This is a genomic window from Lacinutrix himadriensis (assembly GCF_001418105.1).
Taxonomy (GTDB): domain Bacteria; phylum Bacteroidota; class Bacteroidia; order Flavobacteriales; family Flavobacteriaceae; genus Oceanihabitans; species Oceanihabitans himadriense.
On record NZ_LIQI01000027.1, the window covers coordinates 17,083 to 43,502 of the forward strand.

Annotated in this window: 24 protein-coding genes and 1 pseudogene; 19 read left to right on the plus strand and 6 right to left on the minus strand. The window is 32.8% G+C overall.

Annotated elements, in window-relative coordinates; genetic code table 11:
• Positions 1 to 40 precede the first annotated feature (40 nt).
• Positions 41 to 805, plus strand: a complete 765-nt coding sequence (locus tag AMD28_RS13255; RefSeq protein WP_055444633.1) for a head GIN domain-containing protein — start codon at positions 41 to 43, stop codon at positions 803 to 805.
• 138 nt (positions 806 to 943) lie between these two features.
• On the opposite strand, the gene AMD28_RS13260 is transcribed toward AMD28_RS13255, so the two are convergent.
• Together AMD28_RS13260 and AMD28_RS13265 are read right to left on the minus strand one after the other, a co-directional pair.
• Positions 944 to 1,735 carry an SDR family oxidoreductase gene (locus tag AMD28_RS13260; protein WP_055444634.1) on the minus strand — a complete coding sequence of 264 codons (792 nt, stop codon included), beginning with the start codon at positions 1,733 to 1,735 and terminating at the stop codon, positions 944 to 946.
• Between the two features lie 64 nt (positions 1,736 to 1,799).
• Positions 1,800 to 2,696: a sterol desaturase family protein gene (locus AMD28_RS13265; protein WP_055444635.1), complete on the minus strand. Its 897-nt coding sequence runs from the start codon at positions 2,694 to 2,696 to the stop codon at positions 1,800 to 1,802.
• Positions 2,697 to 2,838: 142 nt separating this feature from the next.
• Here AMD28_RS13265 and AMD28_RS13270 point away from each other — a divergent pair, with 142 nt between their 5' ends.
• From AMD28_RS13270 to AMD28_RS13290, 5 genes are all read left to right on the plus strand, one after another.
• Positions 2,839 to 3,873, plus strand: a complete 1,035-nt coding sequence (locus AMD28_RS13270) for an o-succinylbenzoate synthase (RefSeq protein WP_055444636.1) — start codon at positions 2,839 to 2,841, stop codon at positions 3,871 to 3,873.
• 2 nt (positions 3,874 to 3,875) lie between these two features.
• Positions 3,876 to 4,856 carry a CPBP family intramembrane glutamic endopeptidase gene (locus AMD28_RS13275; protein ID WP_055444637.1) on the plus strand — a complete coding sequence of 327 codons (981 nt, stop codon included), beginning with the start codon at positions 3,876 to 3,878 and terminating at the stop codon, positions 4,854 to 4,856.
• Positions 4,840 to 5,928, plus strand: coding sequence for an AMP-binding protein (locus AMD28_RS13280; RefSeq protein ID WP_055444638.1), 1,089 nt, complete (start codon positions 4,840 to 4,842; stop codon positions 5,926 to 5,928). Before AMD28_RS13275 ends, AMD28_RS13280 begins: the two co-directional genes overlap by 17 nt.
• 93 nt (positions 5,929 to 6,021) lie before the next feature.
• Positions 6,022 to 8,136, plus strand: coding sequence for a VWA domain-containing protein (locus AMD28_RS13285; protein WP_055444639.1), 2,115 nt, complete (start codon positions 6,022 to 6,024; stop codon positions 8,134 to 8,136).
• A 98-nt stretch (positions 8,137 to 8,234) separates the two neighbouring features.
• Positions 8,235 to 9,710 (plus strand): TonB-dependent receptor plug domain-containing protein, encoded by a 1,476-nt coding sequence (locus AMD28_RS13290; protein WP_055444640.1) that lies wholly within the window; start codon positions 8,235 to 8,237, stop codon positions 9,708 to 9,710.
• 124 nt (positions 9,711 to 9,834) lie between these two features.
• Here the strand turns inward: AMD28_RS13290 and AMD28_RS13295 are convergent, their stop codons facing one another.
• Positions 9,835 to 11,463 carry an acyl-CoA carboxylase subunit beta gene (locus tag AMD28_RS13295; RefSeq protein ID WP_055444641.1) on the minus strand — a complete coding sequence of 543 codons (1,629 nt, stop codon included), beginning with the start codon at positions 11,461 to 11,463 and terminating at the stop codon, positions 9,835 to 9,837.
• 145 nt (positions 11,464 to 11,608) lie between these two features.
• On the opposite strand from AMD28_RS13295, the gene AMD28_RS13300 reads away from it, so the two are divergent.
• The 6 genes and pseudogenes from AMD28_RS13300 (at position 11,609) to ettA (ending at position 17,212) form a co-directional block, all read left to right on the plus strand.
• A complete protein-coding gene (locus tag AMD28_RS13300) occupies positions 11,609 to 11,974 on the plus strand; it encodes a DoxX family protein (RefSeq protein WP_055444642.1) in 366 nt (121 codons plus the stop codon).
• Positions 11,967 to 12,499 (plus strand): annotated as a pseudogene (locus AMD28_RS13305) (NADPH-dependent FMN reductase). Before AMD28_RS13300 ends, AMD28_RS13305 begins: the two are co-directional and overlap by 8 nt.
• Positions 12,500 to 12,560: 61 nt before the next feature.
• Positions 12,561 to 12,998 carry a MarR family winged helix-turn-helix transcriptional regulator gene (locus AMD28_RS13310; RefSeq protein ID WP_055444643.1) on the plus strand — a complete coding sequence of 146 codons (438 nt, stop codon included), beginning with the start codon at positions 12,561 to 12,563 and terminating at the stop codon, positions 12,996 to 12,998.
• A gap of 128 nt (positions 12,999 to 13,126) precedes the next feature.
• Positions 13,127 to 15,151 (plus strand): NADPH-dependent 2,4-dienoyl-CoA reductase, encoded by a 2,025-nt coding sequence (locus AMD28_RS13315; protein WP_055445035.1) that lies wholly within the window; start codon positions 13,127 to 13,129, stop codon positions 15,149 to 15,151.
• A gap of 118 nt (positions 15,152 to 15,269) precedes the next feature.
• Positions 15,270 to 15,452 carry a CAL67264 family membrane protein gene (locus AMD28_RS13320; protein WP_055444644.1) on the plus strand — a complete coding sequence of 61 codons (183 nt, stop codon included), beginning with the start codon at positions 15,270 to 15,272 and terminating at the stop codon, positions 15,450 to 15,452.
• A gap of 68 nt (positions 15,453 to 15,520) precedes the next feature.
• Entirely contained in the window at positions 15,521 to 17,212 is a 1,692-nt protein-coding gene (ettA, locus tag AMD28_RS13325) for an energy-dependent translational throttle protein EttA (protein WP_055444645.1), read from the plus strand.
• Between the two features lie 105 nt (positions 17,213 to 17,317).
• On the opposite strand, the gene AMD28_RS18535 is transcribed toward ettA, so the two are convergent.
• From AMD28_RS18535 to AMD28_RS13335, 3 genes are all read right to left on the minus strand, one after another.
• Positions 17,318 to 17,515: a hypothetical protein gene (locus AMD28_RS18535; RefSeq protein ID WP_152975611.1), complete on the minus strand. Its 198-nt coding sequence runs from the start codon at positions 17,513 to 17,515 to the stop codon at positions 17,318 to 17,320.
• On the minus strand, positions 17,516 to 17,752 hold the full coding sequence (locus tag AMD28_RS13330) for a hypothetical protein (protein WP_055444646.1): 237 nt from the start codon (positions 17,750 to 17,752) through the stop codon (positions 17,516 to 17,518).
• 83 nt (positions 17,753 to 17,835) lie between these two features.
• Positions 17,836 to 18,621, minus strand: coding sequence for an MBL fold metallo-hydrolase (locus tag AMD28_RS13335; RefSeq protein ID WP_055444647.1), 786 nt, complete (start codon positions 18,619 to 18,621; stop codon positions 17,836 to 17,838).
• A 170-nt stretch (positions 18,622 to 18,791) separates the two neighbouring features.
• On the opposite strand from AMD28_RS13335, the gene AMD28_RS13340 reads away from it, so the two are divergent.
• The 7 genes from AMD28_RS13340 to AMD28_RS13370 all read left to right on the plus strand — a co-directional run bounded on the left by AMD28_RS13340 (position 18,792) and on the right by AMD28_RS13370 (position 26,408).
• Entirely contained in the window at positions 18,792 to 20,135 is a 1,344-nt protein-coding gene (locus AMD28_RS13340) for a hypothetical protein (protein ID WP_055444648.1), read from the plus strand.
• A 193-nt stretch (positions 20,136 to 20,328) separates the two neighbouring features.
• Positions 20,329 to 21,366 carry a hypothetical protein gene (locus AMD28_RS13345; RefSeq protein WP_055444649.1) on the plus strand — a complete coding sequence of 346 codons (1,038 nt, stop codon included), beginning with the start codon at positions 20,329 to 20,331 and terminating at the stop codon, positions 21,364 to 21,366.
• 64 nt (positions 21,367 to 21,430) lie between these two features.
• The gene (locus AMD28_RS13350) at positions 21,431 to 21,793 is read left to right on the plus strand and encodes a four helix bundle protein (protein WP_055444650.1); all 363 of its coding nucleotides are present in this window, start codon (positions 21,431 to 21,433) and stop codon (positions 21,791 to 21,793) included.
• A 77-nt stretch (positions 21,794 to 21,870) separates the two neighbouring features.
• Positions 21,871 to 23,826 carry an AAA family ATPase gene (locus AMD28_RS13355; protein ID WP_055444651.1) on the plus strand — a complete coding sequence of 652 codons (1,956 nt, stop codon included), beginning with the start codon at positions 21,871 to 21,873 and terminating at the stop codon, positions 23,824 to 23,826.
• 10 nt (positions 23,827 to 23,836) lie between these two features.
• Complete coding sequence (locus AMD28_RS13360) at positions 23,837 to 24,490, plus strand: hypothetical protein (RefSeq protein WP_152975612.1); 654 nt, start codon at positions 23,837 to 23,839, stop codon at positions 24,488 to 24,490.
• 34 nt (positions 24,491 to 24,524) lie between these two features.
• Positions 24,525 to 25,112 (plus strand): NUDIX domain-containing protein, encoded by a 588-nt coding sequence (locus AMD28_RS13365; protein WP_055444653.1) that lies wholly within the window; start codon positions 24,525 to 24,527, stop codon positions 25,110 to 25,112.
• Between the two features lie 60 nt (positions 25,113 to 25,172).
• Positions 25,173 to 26,408 carry a DUF6638 family protein gene (locus AMD28_RS13370; protein ID WP_055444654.1) on the plus strand — a complete coding sequence of 412 codons (1,236 nt, stop codon included), beginning with the start codon at positions 25,173 to 25,175 and terminating at the stop codon, positions 26,406 to 26,408.
• The last annotated feature ends 12 nt before the right edge of the window (positions 26,409 to 26,420 follow it).

The following is a 26,420-nucleotide window of genomic DNA, read 5'->3' on the forward strand; positions in this document are numbered from 1 at the left end:
AATGTCTTTAGTTTATATTTATTCATTTAAAACATAACCAATGCATACTTTTTTTAAATTCAGAGCAAATCTTAGTATCCTTTTTATAGCAACATTTTTATTGCAAGCATTTGCAATTCAAGCACAATCCAAAACTTTTGCAGTAAAGACTTTCGATAAAGTAATTATTAGTCCGCATATAGAAGTTGTTTTTAAAACTGGAGATGAGGAAAAAGTCGTTATTGAAATGCTAAGTGAAGATCTAGATGAAATCCATGTAGAAGTGAAAAGTAAAACACTTCAAATCTATTTAGAAGATGCAAAAACAACTACAAAAGCCGATAAAGAAAAAAGTAGTAAACACAGAACGGTTGCTGCTTATAAAGGAACCGTTGCAAAAGCGATTGTGTATTATAAAAAAGTAAAAACCTTTTCGTTACGTGGCGAAGAGCGTTTTCTTTTTGAAGATCCAATCATTTCCGATAAAATAATATTTAATATTTATGGCGAATCACAAATAACCATGAAAGACGTTACTTTAAAAGAATTAAAAGTGGCTATTTATGGAGAAAGCTATTTAAAAATTGAAAACGGAAGCATCCAAAGTCAGAAAATCACTGGTTACGGAGAGTCTGTTGTCGACTTTTTACAAGTAAATAATAAGGAAACAAAGATTACTGCTTATGGTGACGGTAGCTACCAATTTAATGTTAGTGATAATCTTAAAATCACTTCTTATGGAGAACCAACAATAAACTATAAAGGAAGTGCTATTTTAGAAAACGGTATTTCTATTGGTGAAGTAGATATCAATAAACTGGATTAAGTAGCTCTTCGGGAAGTAATAAAGACGACTTAAATAATATTTTGGACAGCCCTAAAGTCGCCTCAAGGGGACAACTCCCAAGGTTTAATCATAGGATTGCCCCCTTGAGGGGACTTTAGGGGTGTTTTTTTTAATGATTTATCGCACTTTACTGCGCAACACCAATTTATGCAACAATCTAGGCGAGATTCGTTTTAAGTAAATCGCAAATCTTTCCTTTTTTCCAATATATGCTTCAAACTTTTCTTTACGGATTGCTTGAAGCATTTTTTTTGTAAATACATCTACATGCAATCCTTTTTCGGTCATTTCATCTTGATCTCCTTGTTTGCTACCGTCTGCTGTTAATGCATTTCTAGCCACATTAGTATTCACAAATCCAGGACAAATCATAGTTACTTTTACTTGGTCTTTTCCGTGTTCTAACCGCATGGCATCAAAAAAGCCATGTAATGCATGTTTTGCACCACAATAGGCAGAACGTAACGGAGAACTAAATTTTCCCATAAGACTTGAAACCACCACATAATGACCAGATTGATTCGCAACAAAATGGGGTAGAAGTGCTTTGCTTAAAGCAACAGTTCCTAAGTAATCCACTTCCATTAGTTTGCGATCTACTTCTAAAGTAGTTTCAATGATCGCAGAACGTTGGCTAATGCCGCCATTATTAATAAGCACATCTATTTTTCCAAATATAGAAATAGCATGGTTTGCTATAGAAGTTAAGGAATCTGTTTCTGCTAAATCTAAAGGTAACACCGAAACATTTTCCGAATGATTACATAATGCTTTTACCTTTTCTAATGCTTCTTTTCTTCTAGAAGAAAGTATCAGTTTGCAATTTTCTTTCGAAAGAGCAATGGCTAAGCTTTTACCAATTCCGCTGGAAGCTCCAGTAATCCAAACTACTTTGTTGTTAAATGTCATCTTGTGCTCGCGAAAGCGAGTATCTTTTAAATTAAACTTTTTTTGTCACGAATGCACGAATATTTTACTTACTGCCAACTGATTCCTCCCATTCCGCTCTCAAATCACCACTCAATTTTCCCGTTCCATCATGTTTCCATCCTGGAGGTTTTACTAAATACAAAAACCTGCTTTTTAAAGATTTCTTTCCTGAAAAGGCATCTTTAAACATATTAATCCATTCTATAAAAGCAATTTTTACAGGATTGTAGGTGTTTATGTTGCTAACCAAACCATAAATCACTTTTTCTTCTTTAAGTTCCGGCTGAAAGGTGCCGAAGAGTTTATCCCAAATAATTAAAATTCCGGCATGATTTCTATCTAAGTATAACGGATTACTTCCATGATGCACTCTGTGGTGCGAAGGCGTATTCATAACTGCTTCAAACCACGAAGGCGTTTTGTCAATAGCTTCCGTATGTATCCAGAATTGGTAAATCAAACTTATCGACATTTGTAACACGATCATTCCTGGATGAAACCCTAAAAGTGGTAACCATATCCAAAATATAAAAGTGTAAAATCCGCCAGACCATGTTTGTCGTAACGCGGTACTTAAATTATAATGTTGTGACGAATGATGCACCACATGTGAAGCCCAAAATATTCTGCATTCGTGTGAAATTCTATGAAACCAATAATAAGAAAAATCGTCTGCAAAGAAAAGAAGTATAAAGCTCCACCAAACAACAGGAATGGTGAAAATCCTAAAGTTTTCATACACATAAAAAAAACTTAGAAAAACCAAAGCTTTACTAAAATAGCCTAAAAACACATTTCCTAAACCCATGGTAATAGAAGTAAAAGCATCTTTTTTCTCGTAGGTTTTTATATTTTCTTTGGCAGTAACATAAAGTTCTAACAACATAGAAATTATAAAAAACGGAATGGCATAAAGGATGATATCTGGAAATTCAGTCATTTTGTTTTCTTGTTAAATGGATATTATTATACGAAGCGCATTTATCTTCTAAGGCTATAGCGAAGTTAGATTCGAAGTACAAATAGATCCATCTTTATACTTTGCAAAATACAAAAAATATTGTCTATTTTTGAAGCGAACTATGATAGCAACGTACAAACAATACATTTTAAACTTTAAACAAGCCAGCGGAACTTCGCGAGGTGTTTTAAAAACGAAAGAAACTTGGTTTCTAATTGTAGAACATCAAGGTAAGAAAGGGGTAGGAGAATGCGGACTTTTTAGAGGTTTAAGTATCGATGATGTTCCGCATTACGAAGAAAAACTACAGTGGACTTGTAACAACATCGATAAAGGTTTAGCCTTTTTATTAGCGGAACTCGTTGAATTTCCTAGTATTCAATTTGGACTAGAACAAGCTTTTGCTTCCTTAAAAAGCGATAATCCTTTTATTCTATTTCCTTCAGAATTTACAGAGACAAAAGCGAATATTCCTATTAACGGATTAATTTGGATGGGAACCGAAGCTTTTATGAAGCAACAAATAAAAGATAAAATCGAAGCTGGTTTTAGTTGTATAAAAATGAAAATTGGCGCCATAGATTTTCAAACGGAAATCGATTTACTACAATCTATCCGAAAAGAATTTATTTCTAAAGACATCGAATTGCGAGTAGACGCTAATGGTGCATTTTCTCCTTCGGAAGCTTTAGAGAAATTGAAAATACTTTCCCATTTAGATTTACATTCCATAGAACAACCTATCAAACAAGGGCAAATTCAAGAAATGGCAAGGCTTTGTGAAAACACTCCTTTGCCAATTGCTTTAGATGAAGAATTAATTGGTGTTTTTGATGTAACAAAGAAAGAAGATTTACTACTAACTATAAATCCGCAATACATTATTTTAAAACCAAGTTTGGTTGGCGGATTTGCAGGTAGTCAAAATTGGATAGATTTGGCGGAAAAACAAAATATTGGTTGGTGGATTACCAGCGCATTAGAAAGTAATGTAGGGTTAAATGCGATTGCACAATTTACCTACACATTACAAAGTAAATTGCCACAAGGACTTGGTACAGGTAGTCTTTTTACCAACAATTTTGAAAGTCCGTTGCAAGTAAAAAATGGTACATTGCAATACCAAAATAATAATAACTGGAATTTTAAATTATAAGTATGTATATAGAACAAGCGTTTAAATCATTACATGAGTGGTGGAGGTATTTACTAGGTTTCATCATTATTTTTATAATATGGCAATTAATAGGATCTATTCCGTTAATAGCAGGAATATTTTATTCTTTAGGATTAGAAGGAATACAAAATGGAGATTTTCCGACAGATATTTCAGAAATGGCTGAAATTTTAGGCAGTAATATGTTTTTATTTTTAATGCTATTATCGTTTGCTATTGGTTTGGTTGGTGTATTTTTTAATTCTAAAGTAATTCATCAACAATCTATTACAGCGTTAACAACAGCGAGAAAAAAAATAGATTGGAGTAGATTCTGGTTTGTCTTTATTCTTTGGGGAGCGGTGTCTTCGTCTTTTGTTTTAATAGATTATTTTATGGAACCAGAAGGTTATGTTTGGAACTTTGAATTAGTGCCATTCTTAACACTAGCAGTAATTGCAATACTATTTATTCCATTGCAAACGAGTATGGAAGAGTATCTTTTTAGAGGCTATTTAATGCAAGGATTAGGTGTTATTACGAAAACAAAATGGTTTCCATTATTTTTCACTTCTATTGTTTTTGGTTTAATGCATTTAGCCAACCCAGAAGTAGAGCAACTAGGTTACATCATCATGGTGTATTACATTGGTACAGGATTCTTTTTGGGTATTATGACACTTATGGATGATGGTTTAGAATTAGCCTTAGGTTTTCATGCTGCTAATAATTTATTTACGGCTTTATTAGTAACTGCAGATTGGACCGCTTTTCAAACCAATTCGCTTTTTAAAGATGTGTCTGAACCAACTTCGGCAGGATTTATAGATGTATTTATGCCTGTTTTTATCGTTTTCCCTATTATTCTTTTTATTCTAGCTAAAAAATATAAATGGAGTAATTGGAGTGAAAAACTTTTAGGACGCGTAGAAGAACCAGCAAAAGAGGATTATAAAATAATTGGTGATGATTCCAACATATAATAAGATACACAATCGTTTTAAATTAAATAGTAGCTCTTTTTTATATGAAGATCTTGAAGAAGTAGCCTATAGTTATGTAAAAGAAGGATTGCCTTTTGAAAAGGAAATTGGCGATTTTTTGATCGATTGGTTAGATGATAAAGATTATGTTTTAGCGCAAACTTCTGGTTCTACCGGAAAGCCAAAATCTATAAAATTGCAAAAGCAAGCCATGGTACATTCGGCAATTGCAACTGGTGACTTTTTTAATTTGCAACCAGGAGATACCGCATTACATTGTTTGCCAAGTCGATATATAGCAGGTAAAATGATGCTAGTTCGTGCTATGATTTTAGGTTTAGAGTTAGATATTACAGAACCAACGAGTCAGCCAGTATTTGATTATGAACAGCATTATGATTTTTGTGCAATGGTACCTTTACAACTTCAAAAAGTAAAAGCCTATTGTAATAATATTAAAACGTTAATTGTTGGAGGAGCTGCAGTTTCTAGTAGTTTAAAGGAAGCCATTCAAGGTATTAAAACCAATGTGTTTGAAACCTATGGCATGACGGAAACCATCACACATATTGCTGTTAAGAAGATTAATAATTTTAAAATTGAAACAGAATGTCATGCTGAGCTTGTCGAAGCATCTCATTTCAAAACCCTTCCAAATATTCATATTTCTCAAGACGAAAGAAACTGTTTAGTAATAGAAGCACCAAAGCTTTCTGAAACTAAAATAATTACCAATGATGTTGTAAAATTACATTCTGAAACTTCTTTTGAATGGCTTGGTAGATATGATAATGTGGTAAATTCTGGCGGTGTAAAATTATTTCCAGAACAGATTGAAGCAAAACTAGAATCTAAAATGAGTACGCGCTTTTTCATTACGAAAGAAAAAGAGGAAACGCTTGGAGAATGCATCATTTTAGTAGTGGAAAGCAAAAGTAATACGGTGGATGCTTCCGTTTTTTCTGGATTAACAAAATTTGAAATCCCAAAGAAAATCTATTCCGTAGAAAAATTTATAGAAAGTGCTAACGGTAAAATTCTTCGTCAGCAAACTTTAAAAAGTTTAAAATAGTACTTCACGCATTCAAAAGCATCGTTCACGCATTTGCGATTTTGTAATCTAAAGGTTTGGCATAAGTTTACGTAAACTTTAAAACCAAACCTTATGAAAAAAGTATTACAATTATTTTTTGTGTTGTTGTTTATAATACAATTACATGCGCAAGAAAAAGCAATATCTGGAGTTGTTAGTGACGAGAATGGTCAACCACTTCCAGCAGCAGTAGTTCTTGTAAAAGGAACAACCAACGGGACTTCTACCGATTTTGATGGAAAATATGCTATAAAAGCAAATGAAAAAGATACTTTAATTTTTAGCTATGTTGGCTATGCTAACAGATCTGAAATTGTTGGTAAATCGAATATTATTAATGTTTCCCTACAACCAGACAATACTTTAGATGAAGTGGTTGTTACTGCTTTAGGAATTAAAACATACAGAAATAAACCTCAGACGGCCATGGAGGTTGTGAGAGCAGCGGAGTTGAAGCAATCTTCCAATCCTAATATTATTCAAAGTTTAACTGGTAAAGTTTCAGGACTGCAAATTAACACTAAAAATAAGAGTCAAAATCCAACTACTCGTATTGTTCTACGTGGTAATCGTTCTACAGCAGGAAACAACAAAGCGCTAATTGTTATTGATGGTAAAATTGCTTCAGAAGAAGAATTAAGTAAGTTAAAACCTAATAAAATAAAAGAGGTAAATGTTTTAAAAGGAGCAAGTGGTGCTGCTTTATATGGAACTAGTGGTGGAAGTGGCGTTATTGTAGTGAACACCAAAAAAGGATCCTATCAGGCAAAGCAACAATTAAAAGTACTTAATGAATCGTACACCAAAATTCATGAAAATAAATTTAAAACCACAAGCGATTCCCCATTATCTACTTTTTCTATTGATGTAGATAAAGCGGCTTATAGCAATGTTAGAAGAATGATTAATAATGGGCAAAATATTCCTGCAGATGCTGTGAAGATTGAAGAAATGGTAAATTATTTCGACTATAATTATGCACAGCCAACAGGAGAACATCCTTTTTCCATTCAAACAGAATTAGCAATAACACCTTGGAATAACCAAACCAAATTAGTGAAAATAGGTTTACAAGGTAAAACGTATAGCAACCAAGAATTACCAGCAAGCAACCTTACTTTTTTGATAGATGTTTCTGGTTCTATGAGTTCACAAAATAAATTACCTTTATTAAAATCAGCTTTTAAATTATTAGTAAATCAGTTACGTGAACAAGATAAAGTGTCCATAGTTGTTTATGCAGGAGCAGCTGGAGTTGTACTAGAACCAACTTCTGGAAAAGATAAAAAGAAGATTTTAAAAGCATTAGATAAATTACAATCAGGAGGATCTACTGCTGGAGGAGAAGGTATTGAACTTGCGTATGCTTTAGCTGAAAAGAACTTTAAAAAGAAAGGCAATAACCGAGTCATTCTTGCAACAGATGGCGATTTTAATGTTGGAGCTTCTACGGATGCTGATATGCAAACCTTAATTGAAGAAAAACGTAAATCAGGAGTGTTTTTATCTGTTTTAGGATTTGGTTATGGAAACTATAAAGATTCTAAACTAGAAACATTAGCCGATAAAGGAAATGGGAATCATGCATTTATAGATACCATGCAAGAAGCACAAAAAGTATTTGGAAAAGAGTTTGGAGGTACATTGTATACTATTGCAAAAGATGTGAAAATCCAAGTAGAGTTTAATCCGAATAAAGTACAAGCATACAGATTGATTGGATATGAAAATAGAATGTTAGAAAATGAAGATTTTATGGACGATACAAAAGATGCTGGTGAATTGGGTAGCGGACATACAGTAACTGCTTTATATGAAGTGATTCCTGTAGGCGTAGATAGTGCGTATTTAAAAAGTATTTCGGATTTAAAATATACAAAAACAGAAGTGTCTACTCATTTTCAAGACGAATTATTAACCGTAAAGTTTCGATATAAAAAACCAGATGGTAAGAAAAGCATAGAAATGGTACATGTGCAAAAAGACATCGTTGTTACTGCTTCTTCAGATATGCAGTTTGCAGCAGCTGTAGCATTATTTGGTATGCAATTAAGACAGTCTCAATTTTATAATAATTCGAATGTTGAAGATGTAATTTCTTTAGCAAAAATAGGCAGAGGAGAAGATACACTTGGTTATCGATCAGAGTTTATAAGGCTGGTTAAATCGTATGAAAGTTTAAAATAACCATAAAATCAATTTAATTATAAAATGTAAGTTTAGTCTTATAATTTGTATCTTATATTTAACAATAAAAACCATATAACAATAAAAACCATATAATTATGAAAACTCTATTACACATATTATGTATCGGTATCTTTTTTCAAGCACAAGCTCAAACAGATACAACCAATACATTGAAATCTGATAAAACAACATTTATAGATACTATTGAAGAAGAAGAATTAATAGAATCTGCATTAGGACTTAAAAGAGATAAAAATGCAATAAGCACTGCATATACTGTGGTAGAAAGCGAGGATTTAGTTCATGCTAATACCTCAAATATTATTGAAAGCCTTTCGGGAAAAGTTAGTGGACTACAAATAGTGACAAAACGTGATGGGTTAAAAGCTTATTTACGTGGTGGTACTCGTTCATTATATGGTAAGAATGAAGCTTTAATTGTTGTAGATGGAATAGTTACGGATGGAAACTTTTTAAAAGCTATAAATCCTAACTCCGTAAAATCTGTAAATGTAATTAAAGGAGCTAATGGAGCAGCTTTATATGGAAAAGATGGCGGTAATGGAGTTTTAGTCATTACCACAAAAGGATCATTTAAAAAGAAAAACACTGTACCAAAATCTATTAATAAACTGAAATTATATAAAGGAAGTTTAAAAGTTAAAACCCATAAAAATAAGGCTAGTTATATGAAAATATATGCATCTGCAAAATCGGCTCAAGATGCGTATGAAATATTTTTAGACCAAAAAGAAACGCAAGAAAAAAATCCAGCTTATTATGCAGATGTTTTTAGTTATTTTATAGCATGGAATGCCAAAGATCAAACAAAAGCGGTATTAAATAATATTCTACAATTAGAACCAAATAATGTGGAACTTTTAAAGGCTATGGCATTCCAATTAGAAGCAGTAAAAGAATATGATTTGGCAGGTTCCGTATATCTTAATATTTTAAAATTAAGACCAAAAGATTCGCAATCGTTTAGAGATTTGGGCTTAATATATGCCGAAACAAATAAGCCACAACTTTCTTTTGATTTGCTTAATAGTAATTTATATGATGATTTAGATGAAGCATTATCTAGTTCTGCAAGTAATGAAATTATTAGTATGCAACAGATATCCAGAAAAGAAGTAAATCATTTATTGCAAAATAATACAGTAATGAATACGGAAAAGTTGGAGGAATCTCAAATTGAAAATGCCAAATATGATTTAAGAATTGTTTTAGATTGGAATCGTGCAAGTGCAGATTTAGACTTACAAGTAATAGATCCTTTGTTAGAAATATGCTTTTATGGATATCCTAAAACGCAAATAGGAGGCGCTTTAACATTAGATGTTAAAGATACGTATGGACCGGAAGAATATACTTTAAGAAATGCGAAAAAGGGTGATTATTATATTAAAATAAATTATGATAATGCTGTAGATAAAAAAGAGGTGCCAACATTTTTAAAGATTACTACATTTAAAAACTATGGTAAATCTAATGAGGAAAAAGCGGTGAAAGTTATTCGATTAAACAAAAATAGAGGAGATGATATTTTAGCTAAGATTACCGTTTAGAATAATACCATAAATATTTATTAAACAAAAAGCAGCACTTTAGTTAGTGCTGCTTTTTTGTTTGTAAACACAGTAATATTAAAATTAGACTGTATTTTATTTATTGATGTTTTATTCTTTAGAACTATACTTGTAAAACGCCCAAATTAAATTTCTTTTCAATAGGAGCATGGTCTGCAGCTTCAATTCCCATACTAATCCAAGTTCTGGTGTCTAATGGATTGATAACAGCGTCTGTCCAAATTCTAGAAGCCGCATAATAAGGTGATACTTGATTATCGTATCTGTCTTTAATTTTATTAAAAAGTTCTGCTTCTTTTTCTGGTGTAATTTCTTCTCCTTTTTTAAGTAAGGATGCTTTTTCAATTTGTAATAAAACTTTAGCAGCAGAATTACCACTCATTACGGCAAGTTCTGCACTTGGCCAAGCAACAATAAGTCTTGGGTCATAGGCTTTTCCACACATAGCGTAGTTTCCGGCTCCATAACTATTACCAATAATTATAGTGAATTTTGGTACTACAGAGTTACTAACCGCATTTACCATTTTTGCACCATCCTTAATGATTCCTCCATGTTCACTTTTGCTTCCAACCATAAAACCAGTAACATCTTGTAAAAATACTAATGGAATTTTCTTCTGATTGCAATTCGCTATAAAACGCGTAGCTTTATCTGCACTGTCATTATAAATCACACCTCCAAACTGCATTTCGCCTTTTGCATTTTTAACTAGTTTTCGCTGATTGGCAACAATACCAACAGCCCAACCATCAATTCTTGCATAGGCAGTAATAATGGATTTTCCATAGCCTGCTTTATATTCGTCATACTCCGAGTTATCTACCAAACGTTTAATAATCTCGAACATATCATATTGATCTGCTCTCGACTTTGGAAGAATCCCAAAAATATCCTCTTGCTTTTCAATAGGTTTAATCGCCTTTGCTCTATTAAAACCAGCTTTATCATAATCACCAATTTTATCTATTAATCTTTTAATAGTATCTAAAGCGTCTTTATCGTCTTTCGCTTTATAATCGGTAACACCTGAGATTTCACAGTGTGTAGTTGCTCCACCTAGTGTTTCGTTGTCAATACTTTCTCCAATGGCAGCTTTTACCAAATAGCTTCCTGCAAGAAAAATACTTCCTGTTTTGTCTACTATTAAAGCCTCGTCACTCATTATTGGTAAATACGCTCCTCCAGCAACACAACTTCCCATAACTGCAGAAATTTGCGTAATTCCCATACTACTCATTACCGCATTGTTTCTAAAAATGCGTCCGAAGTGTTCTTTATCAGGAAAAATTTCATCTTGCATAGGTAAATAAACACCTGCAGAATCCACTAAATATATTATTGGTAATCTATTTTCTATCGAAATTTCTTGTGCGCGTAAATTCTTTTTTCCTGTTATAGGAAACCAAGCTCCAGCTTTTACTGTAGCATCGTTAGCAACAACAACACATTGCTTTCCTTGCACGTATCCAATTTTAACAATCACTCCTCCTGAAGGGCATCCACCATGTTCTTCGTACATTCCGTCTCCAGCAAAAGCACCAATTTCTATGGATTTTGCTTTAGAATCTAAGAGGTAATCCACACGCTCTCTAGCTGTCATTTTACCTTTTGCATGATGTTTATCAATACGTTTTTGTCCGCCACCAAGTTTAACTTTGGCGAAACGTTTTGTTAAATCTGATACTAGAAGTTTATTGTGATCTTCGTTTTTATTGAAATTGATATCCATAAATAAGAATTATTTGCTACGAATTTACAAAACCAAACCTTGTATAAAAAGTGAATGTTTTGTTAAATAATATTACATGGTAATATGTACCTAGGTAGGCATATTGTTTTTATAGTATATTTGCTTCCAATTAAACGAACTAAAAATGAAAAGAGATAAAATTATTTTTTATGTAGCCACAGGATTACTAACGTTATTGATGTTGTTTTCCGTTAATATGTATTTTTTTAAACATGATGATGTAGCACAAATGTTTACCAGTTTCGGGTATCCAACCTATATTATTTATCCTTATGCTGTTGCAAAACTTCTAGGGTTATTTGCAATTTGGAATCCTAATTTTAAAATTATTAAAGAGTGGGCTTATGCAGGTTTTTTCTTTGCCTTTATCTTGGCATTCTTTGCACATTATATGATTGGGGATGGCGGGCAAACAGCAGCGTTAGTAGCAATAGTTTTATTAATTACATCATATATCTTTAATAAGAAAACACAAAAAAAACATGAATAAAATAATAGCATTCGCAGGTAGTAACAGCAAACAATCTATAAATAAACAATTAGCAACTTATGTTGCAAACCTTGTGGAAGAGGCTCATGTAACCGTATTAGATCTTAATGATTTTGAATTACCTCTATACGGAATCGACCATGAGATCACACATGGTATTCCTGAAAATGCTAAAGCGTTTTTAGAGAAGATTAAAGCATCGGATGGTATTGTACTTTCTTTAGCAGAACACAATGGTGCGTATGCAACCGTATTAAAAATATTTTTGATTGGATGTCAAGAATAGACGGAAAATTATGGAACAACAAACCAATGCTACTTATGGCAACTTCTCCAGGAGCAAGAGGAGGAGCGACTGTTTTAGAGATTGCTAAAGGACGTTTTCCGTTTATGGGAGGAAATATTATTGCTGATTTTTCATTGCCTTCGTTTAATGATAATTTTGTAGACGGAAAGATTACAAATGAAGAAATAAATAAGCAATTATTAGTAGAGGTAGAAAAGTTCACAAAAAATCTAATATAAAAACTGGTTTTTGCGCAAGAGTAATACCGATTACTGCAATTGAAAACTGAAAACTAAACAAATGGGAAATATTTCTAAAGACCTAAATTCTACATTTCCAAACCTTAAAATCAAAGCGATGCTTAACATTATGTTTACGGCAAATTGGATCCACAGTTATCATTATTCTTTTTATTCGCCTTTTAAAATTTCGTCACAGCAGTATAATATTTTACGAATTTTAAAAGGAGCAGAAGAAGCTTTAAAAGTGCAGACTATTAAAGAAAGAATGGTTGAAAAATCTCCGAATACTACTCGCCTAATGGATAAGCTTTGTGCTAAAGATTTTATCGAACGAATTGCTTGTCCAAGTGATAGAAGAGTAGTGCATATAAAGATTACAAGCCAAGGTCTAAAATTATTAGAAGATATTTCTAAAGCAAACCGTAAAGATTTACTTAAAAACCTAACGGATGACGAAGCAATTCAATTAAGTGATTTACTGGATAAAATAAGATAGAATTATGAAGAAAACAGTATTTTGTATGTAACTTATCAAAGTTTAATAACGACATTATATGACTTTTTTAAAAAAAATGTATATTTTTGAAGTATTATGCACGCATAACAAAATTTAGAAAGATCATTATGAAATACAAGCATATTTTTGAACCGTTAGATTTAGGATTTACTACTTTAAAGAATAGAATCTTAATGGGTTCGATGCATACCGGTTTAGAAGAAGAAAAAAACGGATTAGATAAAATAGCTGCTTATTATGCCGAAAGAGCAAAAGGTGGCGTTGGACTAATTGTTACCGGAGGAATATCTCCTAACATACAAGGTTGGACTGGTCCTTTTTCTTCCCGAATGAGTACCAAAAAACATGCACGTCATCATAAAGTAATTACAGATGCTGTGCATAAAGAAGGTGGTAAAATATGTATGCAGATCTTGCATTCTGGCCGTTATGGCTATCATCCTTTTATTGTAGCTCCTTCTAAAATAAAATCGCCAATAACACCTTTTAAACCTTTTAAACTAAAACAATCTGGTATTAAACGTACCATTAGAGATTTTGTAAACTCGGCAAGACTTTCTAAAGAAGCTGGTTATGATGGTGTTGAAATCATGGGTTCCGAAGGCTATTTAATCAATGAATTTCTAGTAGAAAGAACCAATAAAAGAACCGATAATTACGGAGGGAGTTATGAAAACCGTATGCGTTTACCTATAGAATTAGTAAAGCTAACTAGAGAAGCTGTTGGTACCGATTTTATTATTATCTACAGACTTTCTATGTTAGATCTAGTAGAAAAAGGTAGTACTTGGCAAGAAGTCGTGCAACTTGGTAAAGAAATTGAAAAAGCGGGAGCTACAATTATCAATACTGGTATTGGTTGGCACGAAGCTAGAATTCCTACTATTGCAACCTCTGTTCCTAGAGCTGCATTTACTTGGGTTACCAAAAAAATGAAAGCAGAAATTAAGATTCCTCTTATAACTTCTAACCGAATTAATATGCCAGAAACTGCCGAAAAAGTATTGGCAGATGGAGATGCAGATATGGTTTCTATGGCACGTCCATTTTTGGCAGATCCAGAATGGGTAAACAAAGCAGAACAAGAAAGAGCAGACGAAATAAACACATGTATTGGTTGTAATCAAGCTTGTTTAGATCACGTTTTTGAACGTAAAGTAGCAAGTTGTTTGGTGAATCCAAGAGCTTGTCATGAAACCGAATTGGTGTATAGTCCAACAGAAAATAAGAAAAAAATAGCAGTAGTTGGCGCAGGTCCAGCTGGATTAGCTGCAGCTACCATCGCAGCGCAAAGAGGACATGATGTTACTCTTTTTGATGCCGACAAAGAAATTGGTGGTCAGTTTAACGTAGCAAAACAGATTCCTGGAAAAGAAGAGTTTTATGAAACGTTGCGTTATTTTAATAAGCAAATAGAACTGCATAAGGTCACTGTAAAGTTAAATACGAGAGTTACTACAGAAGATTTAATCGCATCTGATTTTGATGAAATAATAATAGCTACAGGAATTAAACCTAGACAATTAAAAATGGAAGGGATTGATAATGAAAAAGTATTAAGTTATCTAGATGTTTTAAAATACAAAAAACCGGTTGGAAAACGTGTAGCAGTAATTGGTGCCGGAGGAATTGGTTTTGATGTTTCCGAATATTTATCGCATGAAGGGGAATCTACATCACAAAATATTGATGCATGGTTAAAAGAATGGGGAATTGATAAAACGTTGAAATCACGTTCGGGAATAGAAGGTGTAAAACCAGAATTTCATCCATCACCAAGAGAGATTTTCATGTTTAAAAGAAGTAAAGGTAAATTTGGTGGGAATTTAGGGAAAACTACGGGTTGGATTCATAGATCTACTTTAAAAAAGAAAAAAGTGCAGTTTATTAGCGAAGTATCTTATGATAAAATAACGGATAAAGGTTTGCATTATACACAAAATGAAGAAGCTAAAATTTTAGAAGTAGATACAATTGTTATTTGTGCCGGACAAACACCATTTAAAGAGTTATATCAGCCATTACTAGATGCTAATAAAAACGTGCATGTTATTGGAGGAGCAGATTTTGCATCCGAATTAGATGCAAAAAGAGCCATAAATCAAGGGGCTAGATTAGCAGCATTTTTATAAGGGAATCCATTTTTATATAGATTTTAATTCCTAAATGGTATAAAAAATATCTATCGATATTGGTCATTAAACTAACAAAAAACCGATATTTGTATATTAACTAAAATTGAAATAGAAAATGGCAATGAATAAAAATACAGTATTAGCTTGGGCTACATGGATTATGATTTTTGTAGGTTTAGCTTTAATTGCTTTAGGAGCATTTAGATATGATGATGTAGCAGGATGGGGATTCGCAGCAGTAGGAATTGGATTCTTTTCTATTGCATGGGTTTTCAATGCTTTAAAAGGAAGAATGTAATTCTAGTTATTTACTAAATTTAAGAATGAAAAAAAGTATATCAATATATTATACAACGTAAAAATATTATGAGTGACGATAAAAAAGTAATTTTTTCAATGTCTGGTTTAACCAAGACATTTCCAAGCGCACAAACGCCAGTTTTAAAAAATATTTATTTAAGCTTTTTTTACGGAGCAAAAATTGGAATATTAGGACTTAATGGTTCTGGTAAATCTACTTTGCTTAAAATTATTGCTGGAATAGATAAAAATTATCAAGGGGATGTTGTTTTTTCACCAGGCTACACGGTTGGTTATTTAGAACAAGAACCACAATTAGATGAAGACAAAACCGTTATGGAAATTGTTAGAGAAGGTGCTGCAGAAACGGTTGCCATTCTTGATGAATATAATCGTATTAACGACCAGTTTGGATTAGAAGAAGTATATAGCGATGCCGATAAAATGGAAAAGCTAATGAACCGTCAAGCGGAACTTCAAGATCAAATTGATGCTGCTAATGCTTGGGAACTAGATACCAAACTAGAAATTGCAATGGATGCTTTGCGTACTCCGGATGGAGACAAAAAGATAAGTGTACTTTCTGGAGGAGAGCGTCGTAGAGTAGCTTTATGTCGTTTGCTTTTACAAGAGCCAGACGTATTGTTATTAGATGAGCCTACCAATCACTTGGATGCAGAATCTGTACATTGGTTAGAGCATCACTTAGCGCAATATAAAGGTACTGTAATTGCTGTAACGCACGATAGATACTTCTTAGATAATGTTGCAGGTTGGATTTTAGAACTAGATAGAGGTGAAGGAATTCCTTGGAAAGGAAACTATTCTTCTTGGTTAGATCAGAAATCGAAACGTATGGCAAAAGAAAGCAAAACAGCTTCTAAACGTCAAAAAACATTAGAACGTGAGTTAGAATGGGTTCGTCAAGGTGCTAAAGGTCGTCAAACCAAACAAAAAGCGCGTTTGAAGAACTATGACAAACTGATGAGTCAAGATCAAAAACAGCTGGATGAAAAACTAGAGATTTACATACCAAACGGACCACGTTTAGGAACAAATGTTATTGATTCTGTTGGTATTAGTAAAGGGTATGATGATAAATTACTTTATGAAGATTTAAACTTCAGCTTACCACAAGCTGGTATTGTTGGTGTTATTGGTCCTAATGGAGCTGGTAAAACAACCATTTTCCGTATGATTATGGGAGAAGAAACACCAGACAAAGGAGAATTTAAAGTCGGTGAAACTGCTAAAATTGCTTATGTAGATCAAAAGCATTCGAATATCGATCCTGAAAAAACCATCTGGCAAAACTTTAGTGATGAGCAAGAATTGGTAATGATGGGAGGAAAAGAAGTGAATTCTAGAGCCTACTTAAGCCGATTTAATTTTTCTGGTGGTGAGCAAAACAAAAAAGTAAAATTACTTTCTGGTGGTGAACGTAACCGTTTGCACCTTGCTATGACACTTAAAGAAGAAGGTAACGTATTGCTTTTAGATGAGCCTACCAATGATTTAGATGTAAATACATTGCGTGCATTAGAAGAAGGTTTAGAAAACTTTGCTGGTTGTGCAGTGGTTATTAGTCACGATAGATGGTTTTTAGATAGAATTTGTACACACATTCTTGCTTTTGAAGGAGAATCTCAAGTTTATTTCTTTGAAGGTGGATTTAGTGAATACGAAGAAAATAAAAAGAAACGTCTTGGTGGTGATTTAATGCCAAAACGAATTAAGTATAAAAAGTTAGTACGCTAACTAATAAATATTAAGAATAAAAAAACCTGCTAAATGCAGGTTTTTTTGTTTTGTATTTTTTATAAGAATAACCAGATTTTTTTCTAATCTAGAACAATAGAAATATTACTTGTATAAGTGGCCAGAACCTAATTGGTAATCTGTAATTTCTATTTCTTGTATAGCTTTAAAATTGGTATCAAAAGTATCCAGTTCGTTTGATATATCTGCTTCGTGTTCGTTAGTGTATAAGTCTTTCTTTATGAAAAAAGCTAAAATTAAAATCACTATACAAAAAGTAACGGTACATATTGTAGTCAGCATTTATTCTTTTTTAGTAGTTTTACTATACATGTGTCCTTCTGTAAAATCGGTATATTCTTTATCTTCATCATCTAATAGATGATCTGTAGCTTTCATTAGTTTTTCGTTTTCCGATTTTAATTTATAAGATTTCCTTAAAACAAGAATTAAAACAATAGAAAAGAAAATAACGCTAACACTTAAAAGAGTAACAACACTAATTTGTTTTATTAAAGCAATAAAATGTGAAGTTATCATGGTTAAATGTAGATTGTATTTTTGAAATAATCTGCTCCAAATATATAAAAAACATTTTAAGTAATGTGTTCATTATTAAAATATTAATACCATTTTAATTGTATAACTTCAATATTCTTATTGCTATTATTAACAATAGTTTTAAATAATGCAACATCACTAAATCCTTCAGTGCCTCTAAAATGATATGGATATACTTGTTTTGGTTTAAATTCTAAAACAGCATTTGCAGCACTTTCAATAGGCATAGTATATGGTAAGTTCATGCAAACAAAAGCTTTGTCAATATTCTTTAAAGTGCGCATTTCTGGGATATCTTCCGTATCACCAGATATATAAATACGTTCTCCACCAAGGGTGATAACATAACCATTTCCTCTTCCTTTATCGTGAAATTTTAAAGCTTCCTTTCTTAAATTATACATTGGTATCGCTTCAATAGTATGCTTATTTACGGTAATTGTTTTTCCATTGTCTAAAACAATACGCTCTAAGGCGTTTAGTTCTGGTAGTTTTTCGGATACCGCTTTTGGCATCACAACAACAGCATTACTTAAATCTAGACTTTCTAATGTTTCTGTGCTTAAATGATCTCCATGAATATCTGTAATCAAAATTATGGAAGGCTTCTTTTGGTCTTTAAAAGCATCCGCACCACCAACAGGATCTGTGTAAATCACAGTATCTTCATATTCTAAAACCATAGTTGCGTGACTTATTGGTGTAATTTTTAAACTACTTTTTATTTCCGGTTTTGCCGCTGTATTTGCTTCTGTTGTAATTGCGGTTTCTGAATTGGTTTTGCTTTCGTTCTTACAACTAGAAAAAATTAGAAGCGTAAGAATAAGAAGTGATATGGTATTTTTCATAATATAGGTATAGATTTAATTTAAAGATAATATTCCAAAAGGAATTAATTAAATATGTAACAAAATATTATGATTCGCTACTTATATTTTAACGATTTCTTTTTGATACTGATATTTTTTATCGAAATTGCTTATCCAAATAGAGTTCAACTTAAAACACACAATACAATATGTCTGACGATTTTGATTTATTAGAAACAAACTCCAGCGAGAAAACGGAGAAAGTAGATGTTAACTGGGGAAAAGCCATAGACCAAATGAAGTCTAAATTGGCACAGGAAGATGATCCAGAAAGTCGTCAAAAAATCTTAAATGCAACATTAGATAATGTTGTAGATATGGCAGAAAAAGACAGAACTACTTTGTTAGATGCTATTAAAGATTTAACAGACTATCAAGACGAAGTTGGTATTATGTTCGAAGGCTTTTCCGCATTAAACCCAGCAGAACAAAAAATTATAGACGACGCTATTAAGCGTTTAGAGCGTGCAAAAGTAGAACTAGAAGATGCAAACGCTAAACCAGATACTTTTTGGAATAACCTTTGGGGAAGAAAAGGAAAAATAAAAGATGCAGAACAAGAACTGCAACAAGCACAAAAAACACGTGACGAAGCAGACAATAAAGCAAAAGCATTATTTCAACAACGTATAGAAAGTGCAGATGTACAAACCTTACTAAACGAGCTTTCTTTTAAAAGTCAGGCAGCAGTAAAACGCTTAAAAGACAGGGAAATTGAAATTAAAGAAGTAGAAGAAAGTCTTAAAACAGCTATTGTAGAAGCTTCCAATAACCATACAAAAGCACTACAGAAAAAGAAAGAAGTAGAAGATAAACTAGAAGCGCAATACGCGTTATTAAAACAAGCACGTCAAGCACTAGAAGAAGTAGCAGATAAACAGTCGGAAGAATATTCCAAAGCATTATCGGCAGTAACAATTCTAGAGCAAAAAGTGGAAGAGTTAGAAGGACTTAAAAACGCATACACAACACTTGCAGCTTCTAAAGATAGTTTTGTACACAAGCATAATTTAACCATTAAAGTATTAACTTCTTTACGTAGCAATTTACAAACGCATCGTGCAAAATTAAAGAGTGATACCGACGAGCGTCTTAAATATTACGATGGTTATGTAGTTGCTTTAAAAGCAAGAACAGATCAAGAATTCGCTGCAATTTTAGAGCATTTAGGTGTGAAAACCGATGAGCATATCGGAGAAACTTTAGCGTCTATGCATACTGCAAGCGCAAGAGCACGTCAAGAAATGATGGATAATATTCCGGTGCATGAAAAAGTAATGCAAGGTGTTTATGGTAGTTATGCAGAGGCTTTAAGCGAAATCAGAGCTAAAGATTCAGCAATACAAAAGAACTTTGCAGAGCGTTACGGAATCGATATGAAAGAGATTTTTGAAGATTACTATAAAGCAGATGCTAATGCACCTTCAGGTGGAGGAGACGAACCAGCAGATGCTCCTAAACCAGAAGCTAACGACGACGATTTATTAGGATAATTTAAAGAAGGCATGTCCAACGTAGCTTTTAATGCGAAGTTGGGCGTTTCCCTCTTTCGCTGAAAAGCTTCAGAGGGTCAGGCTTTCACTACTCGCTCTCTGCGAGGAGCTCAAACAAACCGTTCCATCCTTAACGCAACATTCGTGTAGCCATAAACTAAGAGCCCAAAGCTATAAGCTAATAGCAAAAATAATGATAGTAACACCTCTAGATTCCGCAGTACTCGACTCCAAAGAGCAATACGTTTTCTATCACAACATGGTAGATTTTGCACTTAAAGAACTCCTAGTAGCTGTACAACAAAAACAAATATTAAGCGAGCAAGAAATCCTTCTGTTTAAACAATACAGTGATTTACTATTGTATTCGGTAGAAGCCATGCGTGTAAAATACATGTATGACGATGAGGAAAACATGAAAGTAGATTTAACAGATTCTGGTTTTCCAAACTATTTAGAATTCCGTTATCTATTTAACGATTTAGAATTACGCGAAGAATACTTAGGGAAACTGACCAATATTGAAACTTTAAAAGAAGAATTTTTAGATACTCTACTTCATAAAAAAGAACCAATCAGTAAACGAAAATTATTTCAAGCAGCTTCCATAGTCTATTACGCTTCGGCAAAAAAGGAATATATATTCAATCGTTTTGTACAAGGTAAAATATTAGAAGCACCAGAAAATACTCCAGGAGAACATCTAGTAAGTTGGAGTTTTTATGATGTGTCACATAACCGACCATTTATTTGCTACATGTATTTTGATTATGATGGTAGCGATGTACAAAAAGAAAGAGACGAAATCTACAAGACGCTTAAAACCGTTGCAGATAGAGACATGAATCTAGATACCATGGCGTATGGTATTGATAAACGTTTACCAAAAGTGTTTCCTAAATTAATAAAACGTGTGGATTTAGGACCAATACATAATGTGTTTGCAAAAGATGAAAATCAAGTAACACACGCTATTTTAGAAGGTATTGCGAGTAAAACCATTCCGTTAAACTCTTATGCAATTTCTTTTAAAATAGATGAACTAAAGTCGGAAAGCGAATTTAAAGAAGGTAGTTTCTTTAGTAAGCAAACCTTTCAAAAATGGGATGCTATTTTTAGACAACGTTACGTATTTGCGCCACATCGAATTATACAATTACTATATAATAAAACACCAGAAATCATGAATAAGTTAGCAATGGCTCCGATTCAGATTTCAGAATTGAAATAAAAATAAAAAAAGTAAGCAGTCTGCAGTAATCAGTAAGCAGTCGATGAATGTAAAATGAGAATAAATGTCGTTTAAAACATTATTAGCATATCAAAAAGGGTTTGATTTAGCAATGGAGATTTTTCATTTGACTAAAGATTTTCCTAAATCGGAAATGTTCGGACTCACATCTCAAATGGTACGTTCTAGTAGATCTGTATGTTCAAATATATCAGAGGCTTATAGAAAAAGGCAATATGAAAAACATTTTAAGAGTAAATTGTCTGATGCAGATGGAGAAAACTCTGAAACGCAATTATGGTTAGATTTTGCAGTGGCATGTAAATATATTTCCGAAGAAAAAAATAATGAACTTATGAGTAAGAGCCTGGAAATAGGTAAGCTTATTAATTATATGATGAATAACCCAGGGAAATTCGGGTTATAAAATTATTAAAAACAGCAGAGTAAGTCCGTAACAGTAAGTACTGAAGACTGAAGACTGCAAACTGAAGACTAAAATAAATGGAACACAACTCAACATTCCCAATAAAACAAAATGAATTAGATATGCTTCGTGATGAAGCAACTAGTTATATAAAATCGGTGCAATGGGAACAAAGCCAACGTGCAAAAAATAAAGATAAGGACGCAAAAGACGAATCCATATTACTGTATTTGTCACGAGCAAATAACGGAAGCAATGTGAGTTTAACGTCTGTTTCTAAAACTATTTTAGCTTTAAAAAAGCGTTTGTTGCCAGAATCTGTAGCAATTCCAATTCATTTAAATCACACGCTTTACGCAGTTCAAGAAGGAATTACATTAGGTATTTGGATAAAAGATAGTTTTTACGACGCTTCCGGTTTATCTACCTTGATAGATAATAGATCTGCTTTAGATAGTGACGGAAAACGAGAATATGAAAGTAAAATGCACACAGCAACAGCATACATGCTTTTTGCTACTGCATATAAAATTTTATACGATTTAAAACCACATGCTTCCGACGATCTATCGGTTATGAAGCAAAAGTTTGCAGGCATTCCAGAAGTATCATTGCTTTCCCCTTTAAAAGGAATTGCTTGTCAGTTGTTTTATTACGATAAATACCTATCGCATCCAGATATTATAAAATCGGATAAAGATGTCATCGATTTTACAGTGGTTTATTTTGAAGCATTAATCGATGAAATTCAGCTTCGTAAAAGTAGTTTAGAATACACCGAAACGATTGTAGATAGAACCTATAAACTAGAAAAAAGTGATTTTGCCGTTTCTGGTTGGGATAATGTATTTCAAGGAACCGCAAAAAGTATCGAATTTAATAAAATAGAATTCGAACAAATTGTTGGAAACAGAGATGCAAAACACTTTGCAAGACGTTTAACAGAACGTATGCTGAGTTACGATTTTGAAGCAAAAAAGAATCCGTTTCAAGAACTTGGTGGTTTTATGCCTGTTTTTATGGGGTACGGAATTCCGGGAACGGGAAAGAGTATGCTTATTGCAGCTATTGCCACACGATTGAAAATGCATTGCGATAATTTAGATATTCCGTTTTTATTTCACCCAATGCCAGATACTTTAATTAGTACCTTTCAAGGTGGTTCTGCCGAGAAAATGGTGGAGTGGATGAAGCCTTTACAAGATCCTACCAAATTAATTTTTGCACCAATTGATGATGCCGAAAATAATCTGCAAGAACGTACCGCACAAGGTGTTTCGGCAGGAGTTAAAGAAGTAATTGGTGTGTTTTTAAGGTACACAGAAGGTGCTTATGCTGTGAATTATGGAAATAGTTCGGTAGGTTTATTTACCAATCTTCCAGAGATGTTAGATAAAGCGGTTATTTCTCGTGTACAAGGACGTTTTAAAATTGATGGTGCAAGAACGGAACATGACTTTTTAGATCAAGATCATTTATGGTGGCGAAAATTAGATACTACCATGCCAGATTTTGTAAATATGCAAGGTCCAGAAAACTATAGTTATCTGCAAGATCAAGGTTTAGCAAAAAGTATGGGAGAAATTCTAAATGTTTCTAACAAACCAACAGAACAGCGTGTTTTAGATGCGTATGGTAAAGTAGAAAAGCATTTTAAAACCAACCATCATTTGTTTTATGCGAATCTGTATATGGAGATTCAAAAGATATTTCCATTCTTTTCTTCTCGTGATGTGCGTAATATTCAAAGTGCGGTTTCGCTGCGTTTAACCGATTTCGATTTAGAAGAAGATTGGTTCGATAATCCGGAAATCTATTTCAAAAAAGATTACGATACCAAATTCAATATGCTGCAAGAATTAATGCGTGCCAATATGAAAGGTTTAGATTTTTCAGAAATAAGAAGACAAGAAGTAGTGCGCTATTTAGATAATGTAGCAACTATTGCAGATACCGACTTTAAACGTAAAGTAGATGCAAGAGTGAATCAAATGAATATAGATTTAAAGGCTAGAGAAACTTTTGGGAAATAAATAAGAGGGAATGAAAAAAGCTTGGTCGATATGTAAAGAGTATTACGTCACTTATTTGGTAATGGCTTTTGTATTTATGTTGTTTTTTTATTTTTCAAGTAAATCACCATCTGATTTGGAGAGATTTAAATTTTTAGCCATTTTTATTTCTATTTTCCTTGTGTTGATTGCAACAGCAGAATATTTAAGTCATACATATTATAGACCTTGGAAAATAAATAAAATGTTAGTTTCAGATCCTTTTTTGAAATTTTCAAAAAAAGGTTTTACTACCAATAAAATTGAAAATACGCTAATTGGAGAAATTGAAAAGTATACCATTTTAATGGGGATTCTATGGACAAATGATTTAAAAATGCCTGTCTATTTTTATCAAGTATTATTTAATCCGTATCAAAGAAGTCAGTACATACAAGAAAAAGAATACGATACCTATCAAAAGGAACTAAAGAAGGAGGGGCAAGTAATTAAGCTTAATAGTATTGTTAAAGAATACAATAGAAATAAACTTTTTATTAATACCTCTTATGAGAAGATGCATCAAGATATAATGGATTCTATTATTTTTCTAAAGGAAAAGAATTTGGATAGCATTAGTTTTGATGATTGGGAAGCATTAATTCCTGAAATAGAAAAGTACGGTAGAAGTTTACAAAAGATATAAAGAATAAAAATAGTATCGCTTTCGCGGAAATAAAATGAACAAACTAAAAAACATAACAAACAAAGTACTCTCTAGCGAATGGGCAACTTTAAATCAAATCGATTACGATTATCAATTTAACGATGGAAGCTGGAAGCGGGTATCTAGAGAGAGTTACGATAGAGGCAACGGCGCGTGCATTTTATTATACAACAAAGAAAAAGGGACTGTTATTTTGACGAAACAATTCCGAATGCCAGCCTATGCAAACAACAAAAATGAAGGTATGTCCATCGAAGTTTGCGCAGGAGCAATAGATAATAATGAAGCTCCCGAAGTTTGTATTATTAGAGAAGTAGAAGAAGAAGTTGGTTATAAAATACCAAAAGCAACTAAGGTTTTAGAAGCGTACACTTCTCCAGGAGCAGTTACCGAAAAAATGTATTTGTTTGTGGCAGCATATACAGATGCCATGCAAGTAAATGAAGGTGGCGGTTTAGCAAGCGAAAATGAAGAAATTGAAGTTATGGAGGTTCCTTTTACTAAAGCTATTGACATGATGAATAATCAAACTATTCTGGATGCAAAAACTATTATGTTATTGCAGTATGCACAAATACATAATTTGTTAATTCCTGCGTAGGCAGGAATCTCATGAATAAAAAAATAATAGTAACCAGATTACCGTTTTCACGGAAACAAGATGCAAAAACTAAAAAACGCAAATTTATACCAAAGCGAACTAATTCCAATAAGTGGAAAATTAGTAGCGCGTTACAACAAATGCCTAGCGAAATTAGGTTTTGATGCTACTTCGCTCACTCGTTTTTCTATCGACGGAATTGGTTGGAGTCCAGAAATAGCTGCAGAAAAAAAGGACATGCATTACCTAAATCATGGCGATGCAAATCCGCACGGAATCATCATTACACCATTACAAAAAGGAAAACCAGTGTACATTCCGTATCACACTTTCGATCGTGAAATGATGAAGCTTGTTTTTAGTACTTACGAAGCTAAAATTAACGACATCACCAGAGATTGCGCTATTTGTTTAGATTTCAATCAGCATATTGATGCTTTTTATGAGCCGTTAGATGTGCTTAAATACGATACGGTTTCTATAAATTTTCATCTGATAAATGAATTGTATCATGTACAAAAAGACCAATTTGAACTGATCGAAAAGTTTAAAAGAGGTAATCATTTTATAGACGAAGATTTACAGCAGCAATTATTAAATTCAGCGAAAACCTACGGCGATTTACGTCAGAGAGATTTAGAATTACCAGTATTAGAATTTAAAACAAACTCTTTTTATACAAGAGCACTTGGAGGTGTATATGTATTGCGCGATTTTATTAGTGAAATTGTAGTTTTCGAAGACAAGAAAAGCTATAAAGAAGCGATAAAAGATACTATTCATGACGTGTTAATTTATCATATCGAGCAACCGGAACTGATGGAGAAATTGCGAGATCACATGTTAATTGAATGTGATTTAGAAAAAGTTATAGAGAAGCCACAATACAGTCGTGTGAAAAAAATGATGCTGTATCAAGAATTAAAGGAAACCAAACATCCTATAAAAGATATTCTGAATGATAATGTGTTATTTAGAAGATACTTAAACACCATAGGTGTAGAAGCTTTAAAACGCGTAAATGGCGTAGAAATTTATTTAGAAAAAATAGAACGAAGCAACGCTTTTAAGATTCATGATTTAGTAGATCAAAAGTTTTATGATGCATTACACCAACCACATTCTTCCTTAAATGCAAAACACCAAGATTTAATATGGAAGTTGCTAATTAATGTGTCGCCTAAAGATGTGCTGTTTTTATATTGGTACGATAAAGAAGCATTTTATAAGGCTTATCAAACCTATAGCGACTCTATGAAAGATTGGGTTATAGAAACAATTAGTAACAATATCTAAAGAAATTAGACT